Genomic DNA, 26486 nt, shown 5'->3' on the forward strand with positions numbered 1-26486 from the left:
CTTATTGTATATCGCATTACTTTAATAACTCACCTTAAACTGATAGCTGCCGGCAGCTACAGAGTAGTTTGCTGTATTTTTTATCTGTGCGTTATTTAAATAAACCTTTGCCTTTGCCGCATCAGGGAAGGTTATGGTTGCCGATGAATTTGCCGGGATGGTAACTTTATACATCACATCCTGCCCCTTACGCTCCCATGATGAAATGATCTTACCGTAAGGCCCGTTATGCGATGCCGTGAAGAAGTTTAAACCCGAAACAAAATTTGGCTTCAGCAACACGTTTTTAAAGCCCGGATGTGCCTCATCGGGCAGTATGCCGCCCAGGCCTTTAAAGAACCAGCCGCCTATTTCACCAAACATCATGTGGTTTAACGAAATGTCGCGCTCGGCTTGTATGTTCCAGTTCTCGTAAAGCGTGGTTGCACCGTTCACTATCCACCACCCCCATGATGGGTAGGTATCCTGCGAAGCCAGTTTATAAGCTGTTTCTGCTTGTCCGTTATTGCTCAATGCATTCAGTACAGCCTTTGCGCCTAATACACCAACATCAATATGCATTTTATCGTCTGCTACTCGTTTCGCAAGGTTTTGGGCCACTTTGGTTCTGTATTCGTCAGGTACAACATTCCATTGCAGGGCCATGCTGAGTTCCGTTTGCACGCCGCTGCCGTAAATGGCTGTAGCTTTGTTAAAATACTTATCGTTGATGGCTTTTTTGATCTTAGCCGCCAGTTCGGTATAATGGGTATAGTCTGCCTGTTTACCAAATAATTTGGCTGCCTTTGCCAGAATAGTTGCATCTACATAAAAATAAATTGACGAAGTGTATTCCAGCGACGATGATGACTTAACCGGCACCCAATCGCCCCGGCCAAACGTTGTCAAATTATTTGTGCTGATGCCATCTACATAATTCACGTACGCGCGGATATTATCATAATTATCAGCCAAGGCCTTACTGTCGCCATAAAACATATACAGGTTCCATGGAATAATGGCAATGGTACTTGTCCAGTCGGTGCCGTTTGCTGTGCCATAGCCCCAGCCGCCGGTCGGGATAATATCTGGCAGTACACCGTTGGGTTGTTGTTCATCACGATGATCGCCAAGCCATTTTTCGTAGATAGTGATGCCATCAAAATTGAACAAACCGGTTTCTACGGCGAAGTGACCATCGCCTGTCCAGCCGTTCTTTTCGCGCTGAGGGCAATCTGTAGGATAACCAAAAAGGTTTGATAAATAGGAGTTATTGGTGGCCCACCACAAACGGTCTATCAACGGGTTTGATGACGTGATCTTACCTGCGGGCTCCACATCGCTGTGCATAAAATACCCGGTAACGTCTTCTTTCTTAAGGTCGATAGGTTTGGTGCTGGTTACTTCAACATACTGGAAACCTTTATAGTTGAATTTCGCCATAAACTCAACCGTACCTTTACCATTAAGGGTGATGATATCCGTACCAAAAGGATCGCTTTTATCTTTAGGTCGATAGTAAACATCAATGTTCGACATATCTACATGTCCATCAGGGTAAAGCCTTTCGCCATGTTTAACGCGCACTACTGTCCCGTCATCGCCTTTTAGCTTCACTTTAGTTACACCCGAAATGTTCCTGCCCAGGTCAACCACATAAGTGGTATCATTAAATTTCTCAATAGATTTCGCCTCTATCTCATCCACATTGCGGATAGGCTGCATTACCTGGCTAACAATTTGTTTTGACGGTGCGGCACGTAACATTACTTCCTTCCAGTCTTTATCATCAAAATCAGGCTTATTCCATCCGGGTAATTCCAGGTGGCTGTCGTAATGCTCGCCGGTGTAAATACTGTTGAAGGTGATGGGGCTGGCATGGGTTTTCCAGCTATCGTTGGTTGCAACTGTCGCAATTGTCCCGTCGGTATAGGTTATCTTCAGGTCCATACAAAAGGTTGGCCTGTTACGCCACGGGGCACGGTCAAAGTTCCATACGGCTATAGATTGCATGTTGTACCAGCCGTTACCTAACAATACCCCTATGGCATTTTTGCCTTGCTGCAGTTGCTTGGTAACGTCATAACTTACATAAAGCGTGCGCCTGTCAAAGCGGGTATACATAGGATCTAAACGGTGGTTACCTATTTTTTGCCCGTTGATATACAGTTCATACAAACCGCCAACGGCTATATACGCTCTTGCCGACTTTACCTTTTTCCCTGCCGTAAATGCCTTGCGGAAATAAGGCGCAGGCAGGGTATTGATGCTGCCCATATCGCTTATCCACGAGCCTTTCCAGTTATTAGCGCCCATCAGCCCGGTCTCAAAACTGCTGATCCGGCTATCTGGCAATTGTTTGCCGCTGCGGCCCCAGGTGCGCACCAACCAGTAATATTTAACTGAGGGCTGCAAGGCCTTGCCCTGATAGGTAATATTGCTTACCGATGATGTTATTTTGCCGGAGTTCCATACCGCCGGTGATTTTGCCAGTTGCACCGAATCGGTACCTACCAAAACCTGATAAGCAGATTGCGCCGCACCTGTGCGGCTATCTTCCATTTGCCATGAAAGGCGTGGATGACGGGCATCAACCCCTATGGGCGATACCAGATGCTCGCATTGCAAAGCCGTTGTGCGTTGTGCGTATGCAACAGAGCTTGCTAACATGATATAAATGACCCCTAATGTGGTGATGTAATTTAAACGCTTCAAAATATTCCTATTATAATTTATTGTTTGCCACCGCCTAATTTCCCTATCCATATATTGATCAACACCTTTATTATAAGTGTGTAAAAAGGCATGTATTATCTTAATGACACCCAAAACTAACATAATGCAATAAATGCAAGCATGGCCACTTTTTAAAAAGTGTATCCATACCCTTTGATCATCGGAGTTTTTTGGGGTTAAACTGCGCCTGTTATTGGTTTAAAAGACGCTCTTAGTTAAGCTTACCGAAAATATTCTAAATAATTAGCTCAACTATACCCAACTCTACCATTGCCATACAACTAAAGCAGCATGGTAACAGATAGGCATAGTTAAATAAACACTTAACTTTATTATTGTAATAACCATTTATAAACCCTTTTTAGAGAACCTTGAATTATGCAGGCATTGTTTGGCGTTATTCTGCACTTTATCGGCGGCTTTGCTTCCGGGAGTTTTTACATTCCCTATAAAAAAGTAAAAGGCTGGGCCTGGGAAAGCTTCTGGATAGTAGGCGGTATTTTCTCTTGGCTTATTGTGCCACCTGTTGCCGCCTGGTTAACCATACCCGGCTTTACAGATATCATAGCGCAAACTAACGGCAAAATATTAACACTCACCTATTTCTTCGGCCTGCTTTGGGGCATAGGCGGCTTAACTTATGGTTTGGGTGTACGTTATTTGGGCGTATCATTGGGCAGTACCATTATACTGGGACTTTGTGCGGTCTTCGGTTCTATCATTCCATCTGTTTATTATAACTTTTTCCCGCAGGAAGGCAAAGACAGTTTCAGCATGATGCTGCATAGCCATTGGGGGCAAATGGTGCTGCTGGGTATAGTAATATGCAGCCTGGGTATCATCATTTGCGGTAAAGCAGGTACTATCAAAGAGAAAGAACTGGCACAAAAACAAACCGTTGCCGAAGAGAATAAAGACTACCGTTTTGGTCTGGGCATATTTGTAGCCATTGTATCGGGCGTGTTAAGTGCTTGTTTCAACTTTGGTATAGAGGCGGGCAAATCAATGGCCGATGTAGCTAACCAGGCCTGGCAAGCCACGCACCCAGGTCAGGGCAATTTCCTGTTCCAGAACAACGTGATCTACGTAGTGCTGCTTTGGGGCGGCCTTAGCACCAACTTTATATGGTGTATGATCTTAAACGCCCGCAACAAAACGTTCGGTAACTATACCGATGGTACAAAACCGCTGTTAAAGAACTACATCTTTTCGGCACTGGCGGGCACAACCTGGTTTTTGCAATTCTTTTTTTATGGCATGGGCGAAAGCAAACTGGGCAACGGTGCCAGCTCGTGGATATTACACATGGCGTTTATTATCCTGATAGCTAATATATGGGGCCTGTTATTAAAAGAATGGAAAGGCGTAAGCAAAAAAGCAATCTATACGGTGATGGCAGGCATAGCTACTATCATCGTATCGGTATTGGTGGTGGGTTATGGTAATTCGATAAAATAAGCCTCAGCCCGCCCTCTCCAAAAGAGAAGATTCTGAGAAGTATGTTTTTAAAGCCCTCTCCTTTGGAGAGGATTTAGGTGAGGCTAAATAAGACGCAAGATCAAAACAGATAAAAACAATAATTCATAAAATCGACAATTCAGTAATTAATAAATATGTCTGCTACAAAACAATTTAAACATGTAAGCTACTTATGGGACGAGGCCAAAGCTGCAGAGCTGGCGGGAGATGAAGTAGCTTTATTGATATACCGCTCAAACCTGCTTGGTGCCGACCTGCGCCTTACCAACTACGGCGGCGGCAATACCTCATGCAAGGTGTTTGATAAAGACCCCTTAACCGGCAAAGAGGTTGAGGTAATGTGGATAAAAGGATCGGGCGGTGATATTGGTACGCTAAAAAAAAGCGGACTGGCGGCTTTATATGTTGACAGGTTACGCAGCCTTAAAAACGTTTACCGAGGTATCGAGTTTGAAGATGAGATGGTGGAACTTTTTAACCACAGTATTTTTGACCTTAGCTCAAAAGCACCTTCTATTGATACACCACTACATGGTTTCCTGCCGTTTAAACACATTGACCACCTGCACCCCGATGCAGCCATTGCCATTGCAGCAGCTAAAGACGGCGAACAAATAACCAAAGAATTATTTGGCGGTACTATTGGCTGGGTAGGCTGGCAGCGCCCGGGTTTCGACCTTGGTTTGCAATTGAAAGAGTGCCTGGATAACAATCCCGGTATCCGCGGTATCATGTTAGGCTCGCACGGGTTATTTACCTGGGGCGATACCGCTTACGAAAGCTACATCAATACCCTTGAAGTGATCGAAAAATGTGCCGAATACCTGGAGCAAAACTACGGCAAAAAAGGCCCTGTATTTGGCGGCCAAAGGCTACAAAGCCTTGCTGCTGATGAGCGCAAAAAACAGGCGGCTGCTTTGGCCCCTGTTCTGCGTGGTTTCTGCTCATCAAAGGTTTCCATGATAGGTCATTTTACTGATGATGCACGCGTGCTGGAGTTTACCAACTCAAACGATTTGGACAGGCTGGCTCCGCTGGGTACCAGCTGCCCGGACCACTTCTTAAGAACCAAGATCAGTCCACTGGTATTGGATCTTAAAGCCGGTGATGACCTGAGTGATGTAGCTGCGCTAAAAGATAAACTTGCCCCTGCGTTTGAGGCCTACCGCCAAATGTACACCGATTATTATAACACCTGTAAACACGATAACAGCCCTGCTATCCGCGATGCTAACCCGGTAGTGATCCTGTATCCCGGCGTTGGTATGTTCACCTTTGCAAAGGACAAACAAACAGCGCGCGTTGCGGCCGAGTTCTATATCAACGCCATTAACGTAATGAAAGGCGCTGAAGCTATCTCTCAATACACTTCCCTGCCCCGCCAGGAAGCTTTTGATATTGAATACTGGTTGTTGGAAGAAGCTAAATTACAGCGCATGCCAAAACCAAAAGCCTTATCGGGCCGTGTGGCTTTGGTAACCGGTAGTGCAGGCGGCATCGGCAAAGCTATCGCCAAAAAGTTTGCCCAGGAAGGTGCCGTTGTTGTATTAAACGACCTGAACGAAGAGCGTTTACAAGGTGCCGGCGAAGAATTTAAAGGCCTTTTTGGTAAAGATGCCTACGCCTTAGCTGTTATGGATGTTACCAATAACGACCAGATACAAGCGGCTTTGGATGTTGCCGCATTGCAATTTGGTGGTGTAGATCTTATAGTGAACAACGCGGGGCTTTCTATCTCTAAAACTATCGGCGATACCACCGCTACAGACTGGGACTTACTTTATGACGTTTTAGTAAAAGGCCAGTTCTTTGTTACCCAGGCTGCTGTAGCTGTGATGAAAAAACAGGATATTGGTGGAGACATTATTAACGTAGTGAGCAAAAACGCGTTAGTAAGCGGCCCTAATAATGCCGGTTACGGTAGCGCAAAAGCGGCGCAATTACACCTTAGCAGGCTAAACGCGGCTGAGTTGGGTGGCGATAAGATCCGCGTTAACGTAGTTAACCCCGATGCGGTGATCAGCGACAGCAATATATGGGCAGGCGGCTGGGCCGAAGGCCGTGCAAAAGCTTACGGCATCACAGTTGATGAGTTGCCGGCCTACTACGCCAAGCGTACATTATTGAATGAAAGCATCTTACCTGAAGATATTGCTAACGCCTGCTTTGCATTTGCAGGTGGCTTGCTTAACAAATCAACCGGTAACGTACTGAATGTTGATGGCGGTGTAGCAACGGCTTTTGTAAGATAAAGACTTCTCCTTCCCTCTCCAAAGGAGAGGGAAGGAGAAGTAAATTGATGATTCTAAACCTTTTGGTGCACCAATCACTAAAGGGCTTTATACCTACATAATTATGCAGATAGAAAAATATTTGATTGATGAGCACAACCATCAGTTATCCACAAAACACCAGCGTAATTTTGAGCACGTTGCGGCTGATATAAATAATCTTGATGGTGTTTTAACCAAACTACAGGCCTTTAATGTGGCTATCCCGAGCTGGGCTTTGGGCACAGGCGGCACTCGTTTCGGCAGGTTTAGCGGTGGTGGCGAGCCGGGCAGTCTGGAAGAAAAAATTGAAGATGTTGGTGTTATCCATGCATTGAACAGATCGAGCAACTCCATATCACTGCACATTCCGTGGGATATTCCTGACAATGCGTCGTCGATAAAACAACTGGCCACACAACTGGGGCTACATTTTGATGCCGTAAACTCCAATACCTTCCAGGACCAGAAAGATGCCGAACACAGCTATAAGTTCGGCTCGTTGCACCATGTAGATAAAGTGGTGCGTGCGCAGGCAGTTGAGCATAACATACAGGTAATTAACTACGGCAAAGAGCTTGGCTCAAAAGCGCTGTCGGTTTGGTTGTCTGATGGTTCCAACTTCCCCGGGCAATTAAATTTCAGAGAAGCATTCCAACGTACACATGAGAGTTTGCAAGAGATCTACAACGCTCTCCCTCATGATTGGAAGATCTGGATAGAATACAAACCTTATGAACCCAACTTCTACTCAACCACCATCGGCGATTGGGGGCAATCCCTGTTGCTGGCCAATAAATTGGGCGATAAAGCGGCTACCCTGGTAGATCTGGGCCATCACTTGCCAAATACCAATATCGAGCAGATCGTATCACTCCTGTTGATGGAAGGTAAACTGGCCGGCTTCCATTTCAATGATTCAAAATACGGTGATGACGACCTTACCGTAGGCAGCATCAACCCATACCAATTGTTCCTGATATTTAACGAACTGGTGGAAGGTATGGATGCCCGCGGCATGGCGCACGCCACTTCAATCGGCTGGATGATAGATGCATCGCACAACGTAAAAGACCCTATTGAAGATCTTTTGCAATCTGTACAGGCCATAAAAATTGCTTACGCACAGGCTTTACTGATAGATACCCCAGCATTAAAAACAGCCCAGCAAAATAACGATGTGGCACTGGCCCAGGAAATATTGCAGCAGGCCTACCGTACCGATGTAAGGCCATTGATAGCTGAGGCAAGCCTGCGTGAAGGTGGTTCGTTAGACCCAATAGGTGCTTACCGCAAACTTGATGTGCGCAACAATCTCATAAAAGAGCGCGGCTTAAAAACTGTTGCAACAGGTTTATAAAAACAGGCAATATGAGTGCAACACCCGTTATAGCCATATTTGATGTTGGGAAGACCAATAAAAAACTATTCTTGTTTGATGAGAACTACCAAATAGTTTTTGAAAAGACCGCCCGTTTCTTGGAGACGGTTGATGAAGATGGCTTCCCCTGTGAGAATATTGAGAGCCTGAGGCTTTCGGTGTTCGATTCGCTGAGCGAGGTTTTCAGGATGCCTCAGTTTAAAGTAAAAGCGGTAAATTTTTCGGCCTATGGCGCAAGCTTTATTTACGTTGGCGAGGATGGCAAACCGCTTACACCCTTGTACAATTACCTGAAAGAGTTTCCCGAAGAACTGAGCGAACAGTTTTACGCCAAATACGGCGGTAAAGATAAAGTAAGCGTGCAAACAGCATCACCTGCACTGGGTAGTTTAAACAGCGGTTTACAGCTTTACCGTTTAAAAAAAGAACAGCCGGATGTATTCAATCGCGTGGCGAACGCGTTGCATCTGCCGCAATACATGAGTTACCTGCTCACCGGTAAAGCCTATTCTGATCTCACCAGCATTGGCTGCCACACCTGCCTTTGGGATTTTGAACAGAACCGCTACCACGAGTGGACACAGCAGGAAGGTATCGCGTTAAAACTGCCATCCATCCAACCCGCCAACAAGGTGATGCCGGTTTTATTTCCCGGTAATAATTACAAGGTGGGTATTGGTTTGCACGATAGCTCTGCTGCGCTTATCCCCTACCTGGTTAACTTTCATGAGCCTTTCATACTTATAAGTACCGGTACCTGGTGCATCAGCTTAAACCCTTTTAACCAGCAGCCTTTAACCACCGATGAGTTAAAAGACGATTGCCTCAGCTACCTGCAATACCAGGGCAAACCGGTAAAAGCATCGAGGTTATTTTCTGGTAACGAGCACGAGCAACAGGTAAAACGCATTGCCGCCCATTTTGATACGGATATCATCAAATACCGCAACGTTGTTTTTGACCCTGAGATCATCAATTATTTAAAATCGAAAGAGTTATCAGTAGAGCAGGATCCACGCGCCAAAATCTCAGCCTTTGGCAAGAGGGACCTTTCTGAGTATCGTAACGATACTGAGGCCTACCATCAACTGATCCTTGATCTGGTTAACATCCAGGTATACTCTACAGGGCTTGTGTTAAAAGGTACCAAAGTGAAGCGCATATTTGTAGACGGCGGCTTTAGTAAAAACAGTGTGTTTATGCACCTGCTGGCGCAGGCATTTCCAAACATAGAAGTATTCTCGGCGTCAATGGCGCAAGCTACCGCGGTTGGTGCTGCGTTAGCTATCCACAAAGAATGGAATTCCAAACCTGTCCCAAATGATATAATTCAATTAAAATATTATTCGGCCAACCAAACAATTGATATATAAATAAGCAATTGCCGTAGAGTATCGCGAATATTAACCATCTGTAACTACTTAAGAGTAAGCATATCTTGAACAAGGTGGCTTTTCTTTAATGCACCTGCTTATGCAGCCATTTGTTAAGCTTAAAAGTTAAGAACGCCGAGCCTGCCCCTACCAGCGCGCCACCTAATACATCGCTGGGGTAATGCACACCCAGGTACATACGCGAGTAACCCACCGCAGATGCATAAGCAAAAGATGGTGCTATCACATACCATTTAGGAAAGCTCAAACTTAACGATGTAGCCGTTGCAAACGCTGTTGAGGTATGGCCTGATGGGAAGGAGTAATCGGTAGCGTTTGATTTGCCGTAAAACAACTCCGGATGTGCGATATATGGCCTGTCGCGGTGAACAACATTCTTTAGCAATACGGTTGCACCCTCAGCTAACAATACAGCGCCGCCGGTTTCAAGTGCTTTTATTTTCAACTCTTTATCGTTTGTGGCAAAGCCTGTAGCCAGCATGGCAACAGGTGCGCCAAACACTACTATGTAATCGCTTTTTGATACGCCTTTCCAAAAACCATCAGCACCGGATGGCGGGCCATTGAACTGTTGCAGTAAACGAATATCTAAATTTTGCGCCCCGGCACCTATCGAACTAAATACGCAGATAACAAGAACAAATGCATTTCTGAACTTTCGCATTCACTAAAGAATGCCTTAAATCTGTTTAAATTCTGGAATTTTTATTAGAACATTGGCCGGGCATAATCCCTATATTTAAAAATAATGGCAGGGCAATTAATTTCCACAAAATTTATCCAGAATTGATGATGAGCTTTGAAACCATTGTGAAAGTATTGGTAATTGAAGACGAGCCGGGCCTGCGCGACAGCATCCGCGATTATTTTACCGAGGGCGGTAATATTTGCGAAACTGCCCATGATTATGAGAGCGCGCTGCAAAAGATAAACCTTTACAGGTACGATTGCATCCTGCTGGATATTACCCTGCCCAACGGCAACGGCCTTGATATACTGGAAACCCTGAAAGCCAACCATCACCCTGACGGGGTATTGATCATCTCGGCCAAAAACTCGTTAGACGACAGGCTGCACGGCCTTGATCTTGGAGCCGATGATTACCTGACCAAGCCTTTTCACCTTTCAGAACTGAAAGCCCGCGTTATGGCCATCGTTCGCCGTAAATCATTTAACGGTAACCGCGAGATCATCTTTAACGAGATAACTGTTGACCTTTTAGCCAAACAGGTTTCTGTAAACGAAACACCGGTTAAACTCACCAAAAAAGAGTATGCGCTATTGTTATATTTTATCGCCAATAAAGGTAAGGTGATCTCTAAAAATGCTATTGCAGAACATTTATGGGGCGATGAGATAGATATATCAGACAACTTTGATTTTATCTATTCGCACATCAAAAACCTGAGGAAAAAACTGATAGATGCCGGTGCAGGCGATTACATTCAATCAACTTACGGCATGGGCTATAAATTTGGCGAACATTGAAATTAATAGACCGCTACAACCGCATAAGCCTATTGGTGACAATTGCTATTATCATTGTCACGGGTTTTGTGTACTATCTCACCATCAGCTATATCCTCACCAACCGGGTTGATCGCGACCTTCTTGTTGAAGAGAACGAGATCTTCGCCTACGTAAAACTGAATAAAGCCCTGCCCCAGGTATTTAAATCAGATGGCTTAAAGATCAGGTTTGTGCCTTCTGCAACAGACGATATTGCCCGCAGTTTTGGCAACGCCATGTTTTATAACGAGGAAGAGAACGAGCAGGAAGCCGGGCGCATGCTCACCAGTTCGGTAAAGGTGGGCGGCAAAACTTATCGCATCGAGATCATTGAATCAAAAGTGGAGACCGAGTATCTGATCAGGTTTATATTTTTCATTACACTGGGCATTATACTGGTACTGCTAACACTTTTGCTTATTATTAACCGCATTTTGGTGAGGCGTTTATGGAAACCTTTTTACCGCATACTGGAAGGTATTAAACTTTTTAACCTGGCTGATAAAAACGGTATTAACCCGGTAACAAGTGATATTGACGAGTTCAGAGATCTAAATGTAGAGGTTACTGCCATGTCTGGCCGGGTGATGAATGATTATCAATCACTAAAAGGTTTTGTGGAGAACGCCGCCCATGAGTTGATGACACCCTTGGCTGTGATCAACTCCAAACTGGATACCCTGATGCAGGTAGGCGAAATGACCGACAAGCAAGGCGAGATCATCAGCGAAGTGTATCACACCGTGGGCAGGTTAAAAAAGCTCAACCGCTCAATGTTGCTCCTCTCGAGGATAGAGAACAAGCTAATGGCCGAGCGTGAAACGATAGACCTTGCTGAGTTTATTGACGATAAGCTTAACGAATTTCAGGAACTGCTGGCAGAGCGTGGCATCGGTATCAGCAAAGATTTAAAACCGTGCCCCGTAACCATTAACCGCGACTTATTAACGGTGATGCTAAACAACCTGTTGGGTAATGCTATTCTGCACAATACAGCAAACGGGCAAATTGAGATCCGTTTAAACCAAAATGAACTGGTAATTTCTAACACGGGTGCCAACACTGCCTTAAACGAGCAAAAGGTTTTACAGCGTTTTTACAAATCGCCAGAGTCTGAAGGCAGCGGCCTGGGCCTTACCCTGGTGAAAGAAATCTGCGATAGTTACGGCTATCTGTTCGGCTATAGTTTTGAGGCCGGGCTGCATTTATTTGAGATAAAATTTCAATAGCCATACGCATCCAAAATTTATCCAGAATTGGCATTTAGTTTCGTTGCATGAAGCAACGATATCTCTTCTTGTTCCTCATACTCATAAGCACTGTTGCCAGGGCGCAAAATCATACGCTTGACGATTTTGTACAGTCGGCCATCAAAAACAGCCCCCTCATACGCGATCTGAACAACCAGATCCTGGCCGGCCAGATAGATAGTGTGCGATTGCGCGCAGGTTTCAGGCCACAAATTACAGGCAGCGTAATGGGGCTATATGCACCTGTTATAAAAAGCTACGGCTACTCCACCGCTATCACCAACGGGCAGCAGTTAACCGGACTGGTTACTATAGATAAGCAATTCATAGGCAAAGGATATCTGAATGCGCAATTGCTCAGCATCCTTAATCAAAAAGATTCTATAAAAAACACCATCCGCCTCTCTGAGCAGGACCTGCGAAAAACTATAGCGGCGCAATATATAACCGCCTACGGCAGCCAGGAACAGCAACGTTTTAATGCCGAAATTGTACAGCTACTTACCAAAGAAGAGCAGGTACTGTTAAAACTTACCCGCAGCAATGTTTACCGACAAAGTGATTACCTTACCTTTCTGGTAACCCTTAAGCAGGCCGAGCTACAAAAGAAACAAGCCGAACTGCAATACAAAGCCGATTACAGCACCCTTAAATACCTTGCAGGTATGCGTGATACCGTGTTGGATACCCTGAGCAGGCCCGACATCAGAAACACCTTACTCGCAGACAGATCATCCAGCATTTTCTTTAAGCAGTTTCAGTTGGATAGCGTCAGGATCAAAAATGCGCATCAGTTGATTGATTATAGTTACAAGCCCAAATTCCACCTTTTTGTCGATGGTGGTTACAACTCAGATCTTACGGTTGATTATTATAAAAACCTTGGCGCCAGCGCGGGCTTCGGGTTAAGCATCCCTATTTATGATGGCGGGCAACGGAAGCTGGCGCACCGTAAAATTCAGTTAGAGGAGAATACCCGCCAGCAATACAAGCAATTTTTTGAGCAGCAGTACAGCCAGCAAATTTATCAGTTAAAAGATCAGATAAAAGGCTACGACCAGTTACTGGCTGATATTAAAAGCCAGTTCAAATATTCTGAATCGCTTATTAAAGTTGATACCAAACTGATGCAAACCGGCGACCTTAAAATTGCCGACCTGATATTGGCCATCAACAACTACCTGTCTACTAAAAACCTGTTGACCACTAACCTTATAGCGCAGCTACAACTCATTAATCAATTGAATTATTGGAACAAATAATATGACCAGGCACCACTATATTTTAATGCTCGTTTTAAGTGCTTTTGCGTTCTCATCCTGCTCAAGCGGCGGCAGCACAGCTGAAGAGGAAAGCACGCCGACCGCTGTAACCCATGTAACCGTTACCCATATAGAGCAAGGCGCGCTCACAGACACCATAACACTCAATGCAACCTCAACATTCCTGCAAAAGAATTACGTTAAGGCCAATGCCATTGGCTATATCAACAAAGTAAACATCAAGCCAGGCGAATATGTGCATAAAGGCCAACTGCTTTTTACGATTAAAACCAAAGAGGCGCAAAGCATTGGCAACACTATCAATGTTCTGGATACTACTTTTAAATTTTCGGGGGTTAACCGCATTGTTGCGTCAACCAACGGCTATGTAACGCAATTAACCCACCAACTGGGCGATTATGTGCAGGATGGCGAACAGTTAGCTGTTATAAGTGACCATAACAGCTTTGCTTTTCTGCTGCAGGTACCTTATGAGTTGCACCAGTTGATGGCACATAACCAAACCCTGCAACTCACCTTGCCCGATGGCACTCAATTAAACGGGCAGGTAGCATCAACTATGCCATCGGTTGATTCGCTTGCCCAAACCCAGGGCCTGGTGATAAAAGTGAATAGCGCGCAGCCTTTGCCGGAGAACCTGGTAGCCAAAGCACGCTTGATAAAAGCGGCAAAGAGCAATGCGGCCATGCTGCCAAAATCTGCCGTGTTAGCCAACGAGACGCTGACTGAGTTTTGGGTAATGAAGATCATCAATGATAGCACGGCAGTGAAGATACTCGTGAAAAAAGGCATCGAGACCAGCGCTAAGGTAGAACTCCTCTCGCCGGTGTTTCAGCCGTCAGACAGGATCATTGAGACCGGAAATTATGGATTGGCCGATACCGCCAAAATAAGGATAACACAATAATGAGAACAGCTGAAGACTTCTTTGTACGGCACAGAAAGCCGGTGAGCCTGCTACTGCTCATTATATTGCTGGGAGGCGCCTTTGCCTACTCGCGCATGCAAACTTCCCTTTTCCCCGAGATCACGTTTCCTAAAATAAAGATCATTGCCGATGCCGGCCTGCAGCCGGTTGATAAGATGATGGTAAGCGTTACCAAACCTCTGGAGAATGCGGTTAAACAGGTACCCGGCCTGCAATACGTGCGCAGTACCACCAGTCGCGGCAGCTGCGAGATCTCGGCCTTTATGAACTGGAATGCTGATATCGATATCAGCCAGCAACGGATAGAATCGAGCATTAACCAGATCAAAAACAACCTGCCGCCAGAGCTGAATGTGACGGTTCAAAAAATGAACCCATCTATATTGCCGGTAAGCGGGTACACGCTGGAGAGCCATACTAAATCGCCAATTGAACTGAAACAAATAGCGACTTATACGGTAAAACCTTTCCTGTCGCAGGTTTCGGGCGTGTCTGATATCCGTGTTATAGGTGGTAAAAACAAGGAATACTGGCTTATCCTCAATATCCAAAAAATGAGCGCGCTGGGCATTACGCCTGATATGGTGAGCAACGCGCTTACGCAAACAAACTTCATCAAATCAGAAGGGTACCTTTCGGCTTATAAAATGCTTTACCTCACGGTGATGAACGCTACGGTAAGCACCCGCGACCAGCTTTCTGAAGTGGTGATCAGCAACGACCGCAAGCGCGTGGTACAGCTAAAAGACATTGCCGATGTACAAATAAACCCGGGGATTGAATACACCAAGATCAACGCAAACGGACACGATGGTGTGCTGGTAGCAGTCATTAAACAACCTGATGCCAACCTTGTGCAGTTATCTGATGATATGGGTAAAAAAATCTCGGCGCTGCAAAAGATCTTGCCCGCCGGCGTAACCATTAAACCATATTACGTACAGGCCGATTTTGTGAATACCGCCATCCGCAGCGTAAGCGATTCGCTTTGGATAGGTTTGGCGCTGGCCATTGTGGTGGCTATCATCTTCCTGCGCTCGGTAAAGGCAAGTGCCACTATCTTGATAACTATTCCGGTTACATTGGGGCTTACATTGCTCATTCTTTATGTACAAGGCTACACGCTCAACATTATGACGCTGGGTGCCGTTGCCGCAGCCATAGGTTTAATAATTGATGACGCTATTGTAGTGGTTGAACAGATCCACCGCACACACGAAGAGCATCCCGAAGAATCTACTAAAACCCTGCTGCATAAAGCCATCAGCTATTTACTTCCAGCAATGATAGGCTCATCTATCAGCACCATAGTTATATTTGTACCCTTCATATTGATGACCGGTGTGGCGGGTGCCTATTTCAAAGTAATGACCAGCACCATGATCATTACGCTCATATCATCATTCTTCGTCACCTGGTTAGGTTTGCCTATTATCTATTTGCTGCTTACCAGGCATAAACCAAAAAAAGCAGCCCTAAAGCAAGAAGAGCATCATGTAAAAAAACAGCGCTGGGTATCATTTTTCATCCACAAACCCGTGGTCAGTATTGTGTTCGCATTGATATTAATAGCCGTTATAGCTTTCATACCCGGCAGGCTGGATAGTGGCTTTTTACCCGACATGGACGAAGGCAGCATTGTATTGGACTATACCTCGCCGCCGGGAACCTCTTTAGATGAGACAGACCGGATGCTGCGCGAGATTGAAAAAGCTATTATTAAGCACCCCGATGTTGCGGCCTACTCCCGCCGTACGGGTACACAAATGGGATTTTTTATCACCGAACCCAACACAGGCGACTACCTGATACAACTAAAAAAGAACCATAAAGAAACATCAGAAGAAGTTATCAGCGATCTGCGTACAGCCGTTGAAACAAGTCAACCGGCTTTACGGGTTGATTTTGGCCAGGTGATAGGCGATATGCTGGGCGACCTGATGACCTCTACCCAACCCATCGAAATAAAAGTTTTTGGCGATAACCAGGCTACACTGCAAAAACTCTCCAAACAAATAGCAGATGTAGTAACGAAGGTAAAAGGCACAGCCGATGTATTTGACGGCATAGTGATAGCTGGCCCATCGGTTGAGTTGCAGCCTGACTACAGCAAGTTGGCGCAGTACAATTTAACACCAAATGCTATACAAACACAGTTGCAAAATGCCTTAGATGGCACACAGGCCGGCATTGTGATCGAAAAAGAACAGCAATCTCCCGTGCGTATGGTTTACCCGGGGAACCGCTCGCTGGATATTAATGGCCTATCTAAACAAAGTATCTTTTTGAACGATGGTCGCCTTTTACCACTTTCAGAAGTAGCAAAAGTTAATATACATGCCGGCGATGCCGAGATACAGCGCGAAAACCTGCAGGCTATGGGCGTTATCACCGCCCGATTAGACCAGGGTAGCTTAGGCAGTGTGATGCCTGTTATCCAAAAGGAGATCCAACAAAAGGTCAACTTGCCATCGGGTTATCATGTAGCTTATGGCGGTGCTTATGCCGAGCAACAGCAATCATTTAAAGAACTGCTTATCATCCTGGTAACGGCAAGTTTGCTGGTATTTTGTGTGATATTGTTTCTGTTCCGCGAGGTTAGGGTGGCATTTATCATTCTGAGTATAGCTGTGTTGGGTATCAGCGGGAGCTTTCTGGCTTTATTTTTAACGCACACGCCTTTAAACGTTGGCAGCTATACGGGCCTCATCATGATAGTAGGTATTATTGGCGAGAATGCCATTTTCACCTTTTGGCAGTTCAGGGAAAGTGCACGTGAGGGTTCTGTTGATGATGCCATAGTGTACTCGATCTCTACTCGCTTAAGGCCAAAATTGATGACAGCCCTCGGTGCTATCATCGCCCTGATGCCACTGGCCTTGGGTATAGGCGCGGGTGCACAGTTGCATCAGCCGCTGGCCATAGCCGTAATTGGTGGCTTTATAGTCGCCCTGCCCCTGCTGTTGGTTGTATTACCAAGCATGCTGAGGATAGTTTATCGTAACAAACCTTTGACAGAATAAGGCCGCATTTTACAGGATTAAAACAGATTTGACCATCATCATTGTCATAAAAAATAAGATATGAAAACACTAAGAAGATCAGCCTTTATAGTTGCAGCGATGGCCTTATCAGGCACTGCATTTGCGCAACAGCATAATTTGCATGTAAGTAACTCTTTCCCCATTAAAAGCAATGGGGGCTGGGATTATCTTACGGTTGATGCGCCGGGTAAACGCATCTTTGTATCGCATGGCACACAAGTAAATGTGATAAGCACTACCGGTGATTCGTTAGGGGTGATAAGCAATACTGCCGGTGTGCATGGTATTGCGCTTGTACCGGCTTTAAACAAAGGTTATACCAGTAACGGTAAGGCCAACGCCTGCACCGTATTTGATATGCAGACCTACCAAACTTTGGGTACTATCCCGGTTGGCACTAACCCTGATGCTATATTTTACGATGCTTACTCAAAAAAGGTATTCGTATTTAACGGCAAAAGCCAGGATGCCACGGTGATAGACCCGGCAACAGATAAAATAGTTGCTACCATCCCGTTGGGCGGCAAACCCGAAACCGGCGTATCTAACGGTAAAGGTTTGGTTTTTGTAAATTCAGAAACTACTAACGAGGTGGTGGTGATAGATGCTAACGCTTTAAAGGTAGTGAAGCGCTTTAAACTTACCGGTGGCGATGAACCATCGGGCCTGGCTATTGATGTGGCTACCAACCGATTATTTGCGGGCTGCGGCGGCAATGCAACCATGATTATTCTGGACGCCACAACAGGTAAAAACCTGGCAAAATTTAAGATAGGCGATTGCGACGGAGTAGCCTTTGATCCTGAGTTAAAGCAAGCTTATTCGTCTAATCATGAAGGCACGTTATCGGTTATCAAAGAGGTATCGGCAAACAAGTTTGTTCAACTGGCCGATGTAAAAACCGAACCGGGTGCACGCACAATTGCGCTTGACGCATCAACCCATAAAATATACTTGCCTACCGCAAAAACAGAATCGGTACCGGCAGGCTCAACAGAGCGCCCCAAAATGATACCGGGGACATTCCATGTCCTTGAAATAAGTAAATAATCCTTGACTGATAAAAAGAAGCCTGCAATTATGAATTGCAGGCTTCTTTACGTTAAGGCGATATTAATTATCTGGGACTTTCAAATTGAGAACTGATCTGCTTTTTTCTCCAGAATTTCTTCAGAATTGAAGGAGACATTAGCCGATTGTGATAATCCCCAAAAAGAAAGACCAAACAAATGAGGTACGCCTTTTCAAAAACCGACAGGGAAAGAAGTTTAAAAATTTACATCGCAGCATCACTTGAACATAACGGCGTTTCAAAGGCAAGCAGCAAACTGGGTGTTATGTCTGATAAGATCGTACTTATATACAAAGAGCTTGAGGAGATCAACGATTATATTTCGGCCGAAGATTTCAGGATCCTCTTCATTTCAAAACAACTTCCAAATATATCTATCGGCACTTTCTATAAATATTTACAATGGCTGGCAGATATCGGGATGGTGCACCGCCAAAAGCATCACCATAAACCCGACCTTTTTAGAGCTATTGGAACAATAATTACCTAAGGCAGCCCACATAAGCAAAAAGCTGCCGAATTTTTCCGGCAGCTTAGTTTATAAAACATACTTACTCTTAGTTTCTTAAAAACAGAGATCAGTCTGCAGCAACTTTGATAAAATTACCGCTGCTATCAAACAATATATCTTTTCCGTTCACCTCAGCTTCGTAATTAACTTCGCCATTAGCTTTGGTTATCTTTGCCGCCTCTTTTATCTTGGCGCCTTTATAATGGTCTTTTATGTAAACCATTACATTACCGGGCAGGTCGGTTGGTTTTATCTCTGCTTCTGTTTCGGCCAAACTGCCATCAGCTTTAAATACGGCCGACATTTCTGTTGCACCTTGTTTAAAACCAGCCTCAAAATCGCCCTTTTCTTTTTCCCACTTTACTCTCTTAACCGCCGGGAACGTTTTCTCAAACGTAGCTTTAACAACCTGAGGTACCTGAGTTGATGGGATTGACTGCGCCATACCTACCGAACCGATGGCAATTGCTACAAGAGTAGCTGCGGTGATCTTTAAATTTTTCATACTTAGTTTTTTTACTAAGCTGGGCTACAAATCTGAAGAAAGGTTGGATGAAACCTGTAGAAACGTAGGAAAAAAATAAAACTTTACAGAGCAACTAACTTGTACTACAAAGGCAAAATACAAACGTGAAAATACAATCGTAAAAACAACAATAAACACTCACCTTTTTACTCAAACCGGCTTATTTTATTGGCAAAATTGCAGCGGATAACTAAAAACAGTAATGTGGCACAAGAAAACAAGAAACTTGTATCTTCGTCAGTACAATTTTAGTGTCATTTATTTACCCCTCAGGCCCCTATTATTCAGTAAAATGGGACTGACGAGGCGAAGCTTTGAAAAAAATTAACCGTTGAGCTCTAAAGCGATCCAAATTCAAAACCTGTCAAAAGCCTATCAACTTGGCGAATTTAGTTCAGGTACTATTTCACGAGATCTGCAGAGATACCTCGCCCGTATACTTGGCAAGGAAGATCCCCTGTTAAAAATCGGGGAGACGAATGACAGGTCGACAAAAGGAAAAAGCGATATAGTCTGGAGCCTGAAAGACATTAGCTTTGAAGTTGAGCAGGGCGATGCTGTTGGTATTATCGGCAGGAACGGGGCCGGAAAAAGCACTCTCCTTAAAATTTTAAGCCGGGTTACCTCTCCTACTACAGGCTCTATAAAAGTAAAAGGCCGCATAGCAAGTTTACTGGAAGTAGGCACGGGTTTTCATCCCGAGCTTACCGGGCGTGAAAACATTTATCTTAACGGTGCTATACTCGGAATGCGCAAAGCAGAGATCACCAGGAAGTTTGATGAAATAGTTGATTTTTCTGGTGTTAGGCGCTATATAGACACCCCTGTTAAACGTTACTCTTCGGGGATGTATACACGTTTGGCCTTTGCCGTTGCAGCTTATCTCGAATCGGAAATATTGATAGTGGATGAGGTCTTAGCTGTAGGCGATGCCGAGTTTCAGAAAAAATGTCTCGGCAAAATGAACGATGTGAGCAGGAATGAAGGCCGGACGATATTGTTTGTAAGCCATAACCTTTCAAGTGTTATGAAACTTTGCAACAAAGGCATTATACTGGTAAACGGTGAAATAACAGCCTATGACGATGTAATAACGGCAGTACAGAAGTATAATAGTAGCGATGATGAAGAAAATTTACTTGAGAAAACCGTTAACCCTAATGTTTATTTTAACAAAATAAGGTTTTACGATCGGGATAATATTACCAGGACAGAGTTTTTGCATACCGAGCCCATAAAAATAGCTTTCAAGCTAACTGCGCCTAATCTCGATAAGCATTATAGAATATTTGTAACCATACTAAACGCTCAAAAAAATAAGATATTTAGCACCGAGGTTGACATTTTAGAAGGGAAGAGCGATTATGAGCTAACCATCAACTCTCACTTTTTAGTTAGAGGTGCTTATTCGCTTAACTGCTTTATACACTCGCCGCTTGTGAGCCTGATAAGCGAGGTTGAAGACTATTTTAATTTTACTATTATTGACGATAATTCAACCTTTGCGTTATACGGCCCTTTTGATTACGGAAACGTTTTTGGTAACTGTTCCTGGCAATAAAACAAACCTCTCTCGGTTAGCCCGTAAATAGGCTAACAATTTCAAAAAAAACCTTTAATGATCTATCTAATTAAAAAAGCTGTAAAAAAAGTGGCGGCATGGTTTAAACCTAACCAGTCATCAAACTTAACCTACAGCCAAACTGGCGAGGATGTAATAGTAAGACATATATTTTCACAGTTAGGTATTTATAAACCTACTTATATTGATATTGGCGCACATCATCCTACCTATTTAAATAATACTTACTTGTTTTATAAAAGCGGGGCATCAGGGTTAAACATAGAACCAGACCCCTTTCTTTATACTGAATTTACCAAAAAGCGCCCCCGGGATAAGAATTTAAATGTTGGTGCTTCTTTTAACGGCTTAGAAGAAGATCTGGATTTTTATATCATGTCTGCCCGGGCCTTAAACACTTTCTCAAAAACAGAGGCCGAACGGGTGGAGAGTTTCGGCAGTTACACTATAAAAAGCGTATCAAAAGTGCGTACGGTAAATCTTGATAGTGTATTTAAGCAACATTTCAAAGATGGCAAGGTTGATTTTCTGACTATAGACGTTGAGGGGCTCGACCTTGAAATTGTTAAAACTATTGATTTCGATTTCCTTAAGCCCAAGGTTATTTGTTTAGAAACCATAAACTATGCAGAAGACCGGTCTGAAAAAAAGAATTACGATCTGATAAATTATGTTACGGCTAAAAATTATTTTGTTTACGCCGATACTTACATCAATACCATCCTGGTAGACAGCACTGTTTGGGCAAACCGTTAAATATCAAAGAGTGCCAATAACTTTAAAGCAAATTGTATTGCCTTTCGTAAATTATTTGCGCAGAAAGCGCAAATTGATATGGTTTTATAAAGATTTTGAAAAATTCAAAAGCATGAATGCCAATAACAGGCTTCCTGTTTCAAAAGATCTGTTTCCATGTCTTGATGACCGTACAACAACAACAAGTTTCGACAGGCATTACATTTATCACCCTGCCTGGGCTATGCGCGTTATTAAAGCTATCGCCCCAAAAAAACATATCGATATTTCATCTACGCTAACCTTTTGCTCAATGCTTTCTGCTTTTGTAGAGACGGAGTTCTATGACTATCGCCCAATAACACTCTCGCTTGATAATATTGTTTGCGGAAAGGCAGATCTGGCATCGTTGCAATTTGCTGATAATAGTATTGAAAGTTTATCATGCATGCACTCTATAGAACACGTTGGTTTAGGCCGGTATGGAGATGCGGTTGACCCTAACGGCGATATCAAAGCTATAAATGAATTAGCGCGCGTATGTGCACCTGGGGGCAATTTATTGATTGTGGTACCTGTTGGTATTCAAAAAGTTGTATTTAATGCGCATAGAATATACCAGGCGGCCTCTTTTACGAGCTACTTTAAAGACTTTACACTTAAAGAGTTTTCTCTTGTTGATGATGATGGCATCCTTTTACGCAATGTAGATCTATCGCTGGCCGATAACCAGTCTTACGGATGTGGCTGTTTCTGGTTTATGAAAAACACAAGATGATAATAGTTAAACTACTTGGTGGTTTAGGTAACCAGATGTTTCAATATGCAATAGCCCGGCATCTGTCAAAAAAAAACAATGACACGTTAATAATTGATAGCTCTTTCCTCAACATTACAAATGCCACAGGCTATACATTGAGAAGTTATGAGCTTGGTATATTTTCTATTGATGCAGGCATTTTGCATAAGGAAAAATACTTTGGTAAAAAATTGATCTCGCGTATACGCCCCGTGCTTTCAAGAACTAAATATGTTAATGAGCAGTCATTCAAATTCGCTCCCGAAATTTTTAATATCAAAGGCAATATATATTTAGAAGGCTATTGGCAAACCGAAAAATACTTTCGCGATATAGCAGATACCATTAGGGAGGATTTTACATTTTTACCCGCTCTAAATGATATCAATACTAAAGTTGCCGCGCAGATAAAAGCTTGCAACGCGGTATCTATCCACGTTAGGCGTACCGACTATGTAGGCGCCGACGGTGCTGCAACATATCATAGCATTTGTTCAGCAGCATATTATCTTAACGCCATTGAGCAGATTTGCGAAACTGTCCCGGATGCGGTCTTTTTTGTTTTTTCGGACGATATACCTTGGGTAAAAGAGAACATTCAAATCAAATACCCACATCATTTTATAGATCACAACAGTGGCAAACAAAGCTATATAGACATGCAATTGATGAGTATGTGCAAACATCACATTATTGCAAACAGCAGCTTTAGTTGGTGGGGCGCTTGGTTAAATAACCACCAACAAAAAACTGTTATTGCTCCTAAAACTTGGTTCAACAACCCCGATATTGACACCTCTGATATTTTACCGGAATCATGGTTGAAACTGTAACATCGTGTTTCTTTTCGGTGATAATGCCCGCTTTTAATGCAGCAGAATTTATAGAAAGAGCCATCGTATCTGTACTGAAACAAACGTTTTCACACTGGGAACTGATCATTATTAACGATGGTTCTACAGATGGTACACCGGATATTGTTAACAGGTACAAGGAACAAGACAGCCGCATTCGTATAATTAACCAGGCAAATAAAAAACAGGGCGCTGCGCGCAATGCCGGTATACGTGATGCTAACGGCTCATGGATAGCGTTTCTGGATGCGGATGATGAATGGCTGCCGCAAAAATTGACTTATCAATATAACATCATTCAAAGCAACCCGGATATTGATGTCATATCCACTTCTGGCTATACAAGGTTTGACCAAGAACCGGTAAACGCATACTATCACTATTCCCTTAAGCCGGGGCGCTTTGAGGGCAAAGACATGTATGCACTGGAGATGTTTAACAACTACATCCCTATTTTATCAGTAGTTTTTAAGCGGGAACAGATAGATAAAGCTGGCCTTTTTGATGAAAGCCCGGATGTACAGGGCTGCGAAGATCATGATTATTGGTTACGATTGGCAAAAGCCGGGGCAGTTTTTTTTAATAGTGATGAACGAACGTTTATCTACTATGTTCATCCCGGAAACATTTCTAACCAATACGGGAAACAAAGTTTTAGCTCAGCAAACGTTCGTTTAAAAAATTTCGATAATCACTTATTAAGCCCTCAGCAAAGTTCTGATCTGGCGCATGATATTACAAAAACAGTGCGTTTTTTAAGATCAAACCAAATGGCAGAACAGGCTGATGCACTTGCTGGTAAATTGCAAAAATTAAGTATAAAATATCTACCTGTTTACAAGCAAAAAACGTTGGGTAGCGGGATTAAAAATAAATCAAAGCAGGTGTTAGCAGGGATTTTTAAAACCTTTGTTTTCCCATTAAAAAAGAAGATTGCAAAATATAATTTAAGGATAGCTGCCGAGTATCAAAAATGGCTATATCAATCCAACTTTAAAGTTAAAGGGCCGCTCACGATCAGCCCGAAAGCGAAAATTGATTTTGGGCACAAACAAGCGCAAATTATTACCCATGGCATGCAAATAGGCGATTTTACCTATTTAAATTTAACTACAAACAACTCAGAATTAGTTACAGGCAGCGGCTTTGTACTTAATAAATTCAGTAACTTTAATATACTGGGTAAGGTTCATATTGGCAGCAACGTGCTTTTTAATAACTATTGTACATTACATTGCTTCTCTGCTATTAATATTGGCGATAACTGTTGGTTTGGCGAAAGCGTAAAGCTATACGATCACAACCACCGTTATAAAGTAAAGGACACTCCATTTACCAGTCAGGGCTACACAACTGGTAAAATAGTAATAGGAAACAATGTTTGGGTAGGTAGCAACACCGTTATCCTTCAAAATGTAACCATTGGCGATAACTGCGTTATTGGTGCCAATAATATAATTCACCGTTCAGTTCCGGCAAATACGATAGTTAAGTCGGGGCAGGAGCACACTTATTGAAATTAACGATCCCCTTAATAACAACCGATGTACGGATTTTTTAAATCAGTTTTAAAAAAGGCTTTAAATTTAAGCACACCCCTAACTGTAGGTACAAAAAACGAGGAAACACGTAATAATTGGATAAAAAACACCTTGGTGAAAATTCCGGCCGGTGGCAGAATACTTGATGCCGGCGCTGGCGAACAACCTTATAAAGTATTTTGTGAACACCTAAGCTACGTTAGCCAGGACTTTGACCAGTACAATGCCGGTGGGGATGGCGTTGGATTACAAAGGCCGTCATGGGATTATGGTAAATTGGACATCATCTGCGATATTGCCTCAGTACCCGAGGCCGATAATTCATTTGACGCCATTATGTGTACCGAGGTTTTTGAACATATCCGCCACCCACGCGAAGCCGTTAAAGAGTTTACCCGGCTGTTAAAACCCGGAGGATACCTGATTTTAACAGCCCCCTTTGCCAGCCTCACCCATTTTGCCCCTTATCATTTTTACAGCGGCTTCAATAGTTTCTTTTACCGCGAAGAATTAGAAGAGGCAGGCTTTGATATTTTAGAAATGGAAGCTAACGGCAATTTTTTTGAATTTTTGGCACAAGAAATAAACCGCATTAGTGGTGTAGCTGCATCATATTCAAAAGACAGTTTAAGCCTTAAAGAAAAGCTGGCATCTAAAGTTCTGTTGAAAGCATTACAACGCTTTTCGGGAAAGGATAAAGGATCATCTGAACTGCTTAACATGGGCTTTCATGTACTGGCAAGAAAAAAGTAAATAACCAAACGACTTAGCTTAGGTGATTATAACTAAACTACAAGGTGGATTGGGAAACCAGTTGTTCCAATATGCAGTGGGCAGGCATCTTGCGCTTAAAAATAACGCACAATTAAAATTTGATCTGTCGTTTTACGGCGTACCCGAAAACGCATCATTCCGCCCGTTTGAGCTTGGTTCTTTTCAACTGGCTTCAACCGTAACTCCTAAAAATAACAGGTGGAATTACCAACTTAAACGCTTAGCCGGAAAACTGGGACTTATTAAGCTGATTACAGAACGTAATACATCGTACAACCAGTCTGTTTTAGCGGCTAAGGGCAATGTGTATTTAGAAGGGTATTGGCAAAGTGAACGGTATTTTGCCGCTATTAGTGATACCATCAGGCATGACCTTACTTTCCCTGAACCTGTACCTGAAGATCGACTTGAAATCATTGACCAGATAAAAAAAAACTTATCCGTGGCTGTTCACATCAGGCGTGGAGATTATGTAAAGCTTTCTAATTATGTTGATCTTGGTGAATCTGACTATTATAAAAAAGCGGTTGACCTAATAAGCAGCAAGTTGGATAACATAGTTTATTTTATATTTTCTGACGATATAGATTGGGTTAAGCAAAATATCCACCTGCAGGGTAATTGTGTATACGTCGAAAAGAGTGAGAATGCACTGGTTGATTTGCAGCTGATAAGCCTTTGCCAACATCAAATTATAGCTAACAGTAGCTTTAGCTGGTGGGGGGCCTGGTTAAACAAAAATCCAACCAAGACCATTATCGCCCCAAATCGTTGGTTTTCTGATCCTCAAATTAATACCAGTGATATTATCCCATCAGGCTGGATAAAAATATAATTAT

At 43.4% G+C, this 26486-nt stretch carries 21 protein-coding genes; 18 read left to right on the forward strand and 3 right to left on the reverse strand.

The window, feature by feature from the left end; all coding sequences use genetic code 11:
- Positions 1 to 21: 21 nt before the first annotated feature.
- The gene (locus D0C36_RS08690; RefSeq protein ID WP_117391129.1) at positions 22 to 2649 is read right to left on the reverse strand and encodes an alpha-L-rhamnosidase; all 2628 of its coding nucleotides are present in this window, start codon (positions 2647 to 2649) and stop codon (positions 22 to 24) included.
- Positions 2650 to 3093: 444 nt separating this feature from the next.
- Between D0C36_RS08690 and rhaT the strand changes: the two genes are divergently transcribed.
- The 4 genes from rhaT (at position 3094) to D0C36_RS08710 (ending at position 9218) form a co-directional block, all read left to right on the forward strand.
- Entirely contained in the window at positions 3094 to 4173 is a 1080-nt protein-coding gene (gene rhaT, locus D0C36_RS08695; RefSeq protein WP_117391130.1) for an L-rhamnose/proton symporter RhaT, read from the forward strand.
- 155 nt (positions 4174 to 4328) lie between these two features.
- Positions 4329 to 6446, forward strand: a complete 2118-nt coding sequence (locus D0C36_RS08700) for a bifunctional aldolase/short-chain dehydrogenase (RefSeq protein ID WP_117391131.1) — start codon at positions 4329 to 4331, stop codon at positions 6444 to 6446.
- 103 nt (positions 6447 to 6549) lie between these two features.
- A complete protein-coding gene (locus tag D0C36_RS08705) occupies positions 6550 to 7824 on the forward strand; it encodes a TIM barrel protein (protein WP_117391132.1) in 1275 nt (424 codons plus the stop codon).
- Positions 7825 to 7835: 11 nt separating this feature from the next.
- Positions 7836 to 9218 carry an FGGY-family carbohydrate kinase gene (locus D0C36_RS08710; RefSeq protein WP_117391133.1) on the forward strand — a complete coding sequence of 461 codons (1383 nt, stop codon included), beginning with the start codon at positions 7836 to 7838 and terminating at the stop codon, positions 9216 to 9218.
- 85 nt (positions 9219 to 9303) lie between these two features.
- Here D0C36_RS08710 and D0C36_RS08715 read toward each other — a convergent pair whose 3' ends face one another.
- Entirely contained in the window at positions 9304 to 9903 is a 600-nt protein-coding gene (locus D0C36_RS08715; protein ID WP_117391134.1) for a phosphatase PAP2 family protein, read from the reverse strand.
- Between the two features lie 146 nt (positions 9904 to 10049).
- Between D0C36_RS08715 and D0C36_RS08720 the strand changes: the two genes are divergently transcribed.
- The 7 genes from D0C36_RS08720 to D0C36_RS08750 all read left to right on the forward strand — a co-directional run bounded on the left by D0C36_RS08720 (position 10050) and on the right by D0C36_RS08750 (position 18815).
- Positions 10050 to 10727, forward strand: coding sequence for a response regulator transcription factor (locus D0C36_RS08720; protein WP_117391410.1), 678 nt, complete (start codon positions 10050 to 10052; stop codon positions 10725 to 10727).
- On the forward strand, positions 10724 to 11977 hold the full coding sequence (locus tag D0C36_RS08725) for a sensor histidine kinase (RefSeq protein WP_117391135.1): 1254 nt from the start codon (positions 10724 to 10726) through the stop codon (positions 11975 to 11977). The genes D0C36_RS08720 and D0C36_RS08725 overlap by 4 nt, the downstream gene beginning before the upstream one ends.
- Positions 11978 to 12024: 47 nt before the next feature.
- Complete coding sequence (locus tag D0C36_RS08730) at positions 12025 to 13260, forward strand: TolC family protein (protein WP_117391136.1); 1236 nt, start codon at positions 12025 to 12027, stop codon at positions 13258 to 13260.
- Between the two features lies 1 nt (position 13261).
- Positions 13262 to 14188, forward strand: coding sequence for an efflux RND transporter periplasmic adaptor subunit (locus D0C36_RS08735; RefSeq protein ID WP_199501975.1), 927 nt, complete (start codon positions 13262 to 13264; stop codon positions 14186 to 14188).
- Positions 14188 to 17232 carry an efflux RND transporter permease subunit gene (locus tag D0C36_RS08740; RefSeq protein ID WP_117391137.1) on the forward strand — a complete coding sequence of 1015 codons (3045 nt, stop codon included), beginning with the start codon at positions 14188 to 14190 and terminating at the stop codon, positions 17230 to 17232. Before D0C36_RS08735 ends, D0C36_RS08740 begins: the two co-directional genes overlap by 1 nt.
- 60 nt (positions 17233 to 17292) lie before the next feature.
- The gene (locus D0C36_RS08745; RefSeq protein ID WP_117391138.1) at positions 17293 to 18303 is read left to right on the forward strand and encodes a YncE family protein; all 1011 of its coding nucleotides are present in this window, start codon (positions 17293 to 17295) and stop codon (positions 18301 to 18303) included.
- Between the two features lie 179 nt (positions 18304 to 18482).
- Positions 18483 to 18815, forward strand: coding sequence for a transcriptional repressor (locus tag D0C36_RS08750; RefSeq protein ID WP_117391139.1), 333 nt, complete (start codon positions 18483 to 18485; stop codon positions 18813 to 18815).
- A gap of 88 nt (positions 18816 to 18903) precedes the next feature.
- On the opposite strand, the gene D0C36_RS08755 is transcribed toward D0C36_RS08750, so the two are convergent.
- Complete coding sequence (locus D0C36_RS08755) at positions 18904 to 19341, reverse strand: PepSY-like domain-containing protein (protein ID WP_117391140.1); 438 nt, start codon at positions 19339 to 19341, stop codon at positions 18904 to 18906.
- A 352-nt stretch (positions 19342 to 19693) separates the two neighbouring features.
- On the opposite strand from D0C36_RS08755, the gene D0C36_RS08760 reads away from it, so the two are divergent.
- From D0C36_RS08760 to D0C36_RS08790, 7 genes are all read left to right on the forward strand, one after another.
- Positions 19694 to 20923 (forward strand): ABC transporter ATP-binding protein, encoded by a 1230-nt coding sequence (locus D0C36_RS08760; protein WP_117391141.1) that lies wholly within the window; start codon positions 19694 to 19696, stop codon positions 20921 to 20923.
- Between the two features lie 57 nt (positions 20924 to 20980).
- On the forward strand, positions 20981 to 21700 hold the full coding sequence (locus D0C36_RS08765) for an FkbM family methyltransferase (RefSeq protein ID WP_117391142.1): 720 nt from the start codon (positions 20981 to 20983) through the stop codon (positions 21698 to 21700).
- 112 nt (positions 21701 to 21812) lie between these two features.
- Entirely contained in the window at positions 21813 to 22457 is a 645-nt protein-coding gene (locus tag D0C36_RS08770) for a DUF268 domain-containing protein (RefSeq protein ID WP_117391412.1), read from the forward strand.
- Complete coding sequence (locus tag D0C36_RS08775; protein ID WP_158557094.1) at positions 22454 to 23311, forward strand: alpha-1,2-fucosyltransferase; 858 nt, start codon at positions 22454 to 22456, stop codon at positions 23309 to 23311. The genes D0C36_RS08770 and D0C36_RS08775 overlap by 4 nt, the downstream gene beginning before the upstream one ends.
- On the forward strand, positions 23296 to 24849 hold the full coding sequence (locus tag D0C36_RS08780) for a glycosyltransferase (RefSeq protein ID WP_117391144.1): 1554 nt from the start codon (positions 23296 to 23298) through the stop codon (positions 24847 to 24849). The genes D0C36_RS08775 and D0C36_RS08780 overlap by 16 nt, the downstream gene beginning before the upstream one ends.
- Before the next feature lie 27 nt (positions 24850 to 24876).
- A complete protein-coding gene (locus tag D0C36_RS08785) occupies positions 24877 to 25626 on the forward strand; it encodes a class I SAM-dependent methyltransferase (protein WP_117391145.1) in 750 nt (249 codons plus the stop codon).
- A gap of 22 nt (positions 25627 to 25648) precedes the next feature.
- Positions 25649 to 26482: an alpha-1,2-fucosyltransferase gene (locus D0C36_RS08790; RefSeq protein WP_117391146.1), complete on the forward strand. Its 834-nt coding sequence runs from the start codon at positions 25649 to 25651 to the stop codon at positions 26480 to 26482.
- The last annotated feature ends 4 nt before the right edge of the window (positions 26483 to 26486 follow it).

Source organism: Mucilaginibacter conchicola (assembly GCF_003432115.1).
GTDB classification, from domain to species: Bacteria; Bacteroidota; Bacteroidia; order Sphingobacteriales; family Sphingobacteriaceae; genus Mucilaginibacter; species Mucilaginibacter conchicola.

What these genes read in the sequence shown, in the direction of transcription:
- D0C36_RS08765 (WP_117391142.1), top strand. Translation starts at nt 20,981, where the DNA reads ATGATCTATCTAATTAAAAAAGCTGTAAAAAAAGTGGCGGCATGGTTT.
- D0C36_RS08745 (WP_117391138.1), top strand. Translation starts at nt 17,293, where the DNA reads ATGAAAACACTAAGAAGATCAGCCTTTATAGTTGCAGCGATGGCCTTA.
- D0C36_RS08735 (WP_199501975.1), top strand. Translation starts at nt 13,262, where the DNA reads ATGACCAGGCACCACTATATTTTAATGCTCGTTTTAAGTGCTTTTGCG.
- D0C36_RS08770 (WP_117391412.1), top strand. Translation starts at nt 21,813, where the DNA reads ATGAATGCCAATAACAGGCTTCCTGTTTCAAAAGATCTGTTTCCATGT.
- rhaT (WP_117391130.1), top strand. Translation starts at nt 3,094, where the DNA reads ATGCAGGCATTGTTTGGCGTTATTCTGCACTTTATCGGCGGCTTTGCT.
- D0C36_RS08775 (WP_158557094.1), top strand. Translation starts at nt 22,454, where the DNA reads ATGATAATAGTTAAACTACTTGGTGGTTTAGGTAACCAGATGTTTCAA.
- D0C36_RS08740 (WP_117391137.1), top strand. Translation starts at nt 14,188, where the DNA reads ATGAGAACAGCTGAAGACTTCTTTGTACGGCACAGAAAGCCGGTGAGC.
- D0C36_RS08715 (WP_117391134.1), bottom strand. Translation starts at nt 9,903, where the DNA reads ATGCGAAAGTTCAGAAATGCATTTGTTCTTGTTATCTGCGTATTTAGT.
- D0C36_RS08690 (WP_117391129.1), bottom strand. Translation starts at nt 2,649, where the DNA reads ATGTTAGCAAGCTCTGTTGCATACGCACAACGCACAACGGCTTTGCAA.
- D0C36_RS08750 (WP_117391139.1), top strand. Translation starts at nt 18,483, where the DNA reads ATGAGGTACGCCTTTTCAAAAACCGACAGGGAAAGAAGTTTAAAAATT.
- D0C36_RS08755 (WP_117391140.1), bottom strand. Translation starts at nt 19,341, where the DNA reads ATGAAAAATTTAAAGATCACCGCAGCTACTCTTGTAGCAATTGCCATC.
- D0C36_RS08780 (WP_117391144.1), top strand. Translation starts at nt 23,296, where the DNA reads ATGGTTGAAACTGTAACATCGTGTTTCTTTTCGGTGATAATGCCCGCT.
- D0C36_RS08705 (WP_117391132.1), top strand. Translation starts at nt 6,550, where the DNA reads ATGCAGATAGAAAAATATTTGATTGATGAGCACAACCATCAGTTATCC.
- D0C36_RS08730 (WP_117391136.1), top strand. Translation starts at nt 12,025, where the DNA reads ATGAAGCAACGATATCTCTTCTTGTTCCTCATACTCATAAGCACTGTT.
- D0C36_RS08700 (WP_117391131.1), top strand. Translation starts at nt 4,329, where the DNA reads ATGTCTGCTACAAAACAATTTAAACATGTAAGCTACTTATGGGACGAG.
- D0C36_RS08710 (WP_117391133.1), top strand. Translation starts at nt 7,836, where the DNA reads ATGAGTGCAACACCCGTTATAGCCATATTTGATGTTGGGAAGACCAAT.
- D0C36_RS08785 (WP_117391145.1), top strand. Translation starts at nt 24,877, where the DNA reads ATGTACGGATTTTTTAAATCAGTTTTAAAAAAGGCTTTAAATTTAAGC.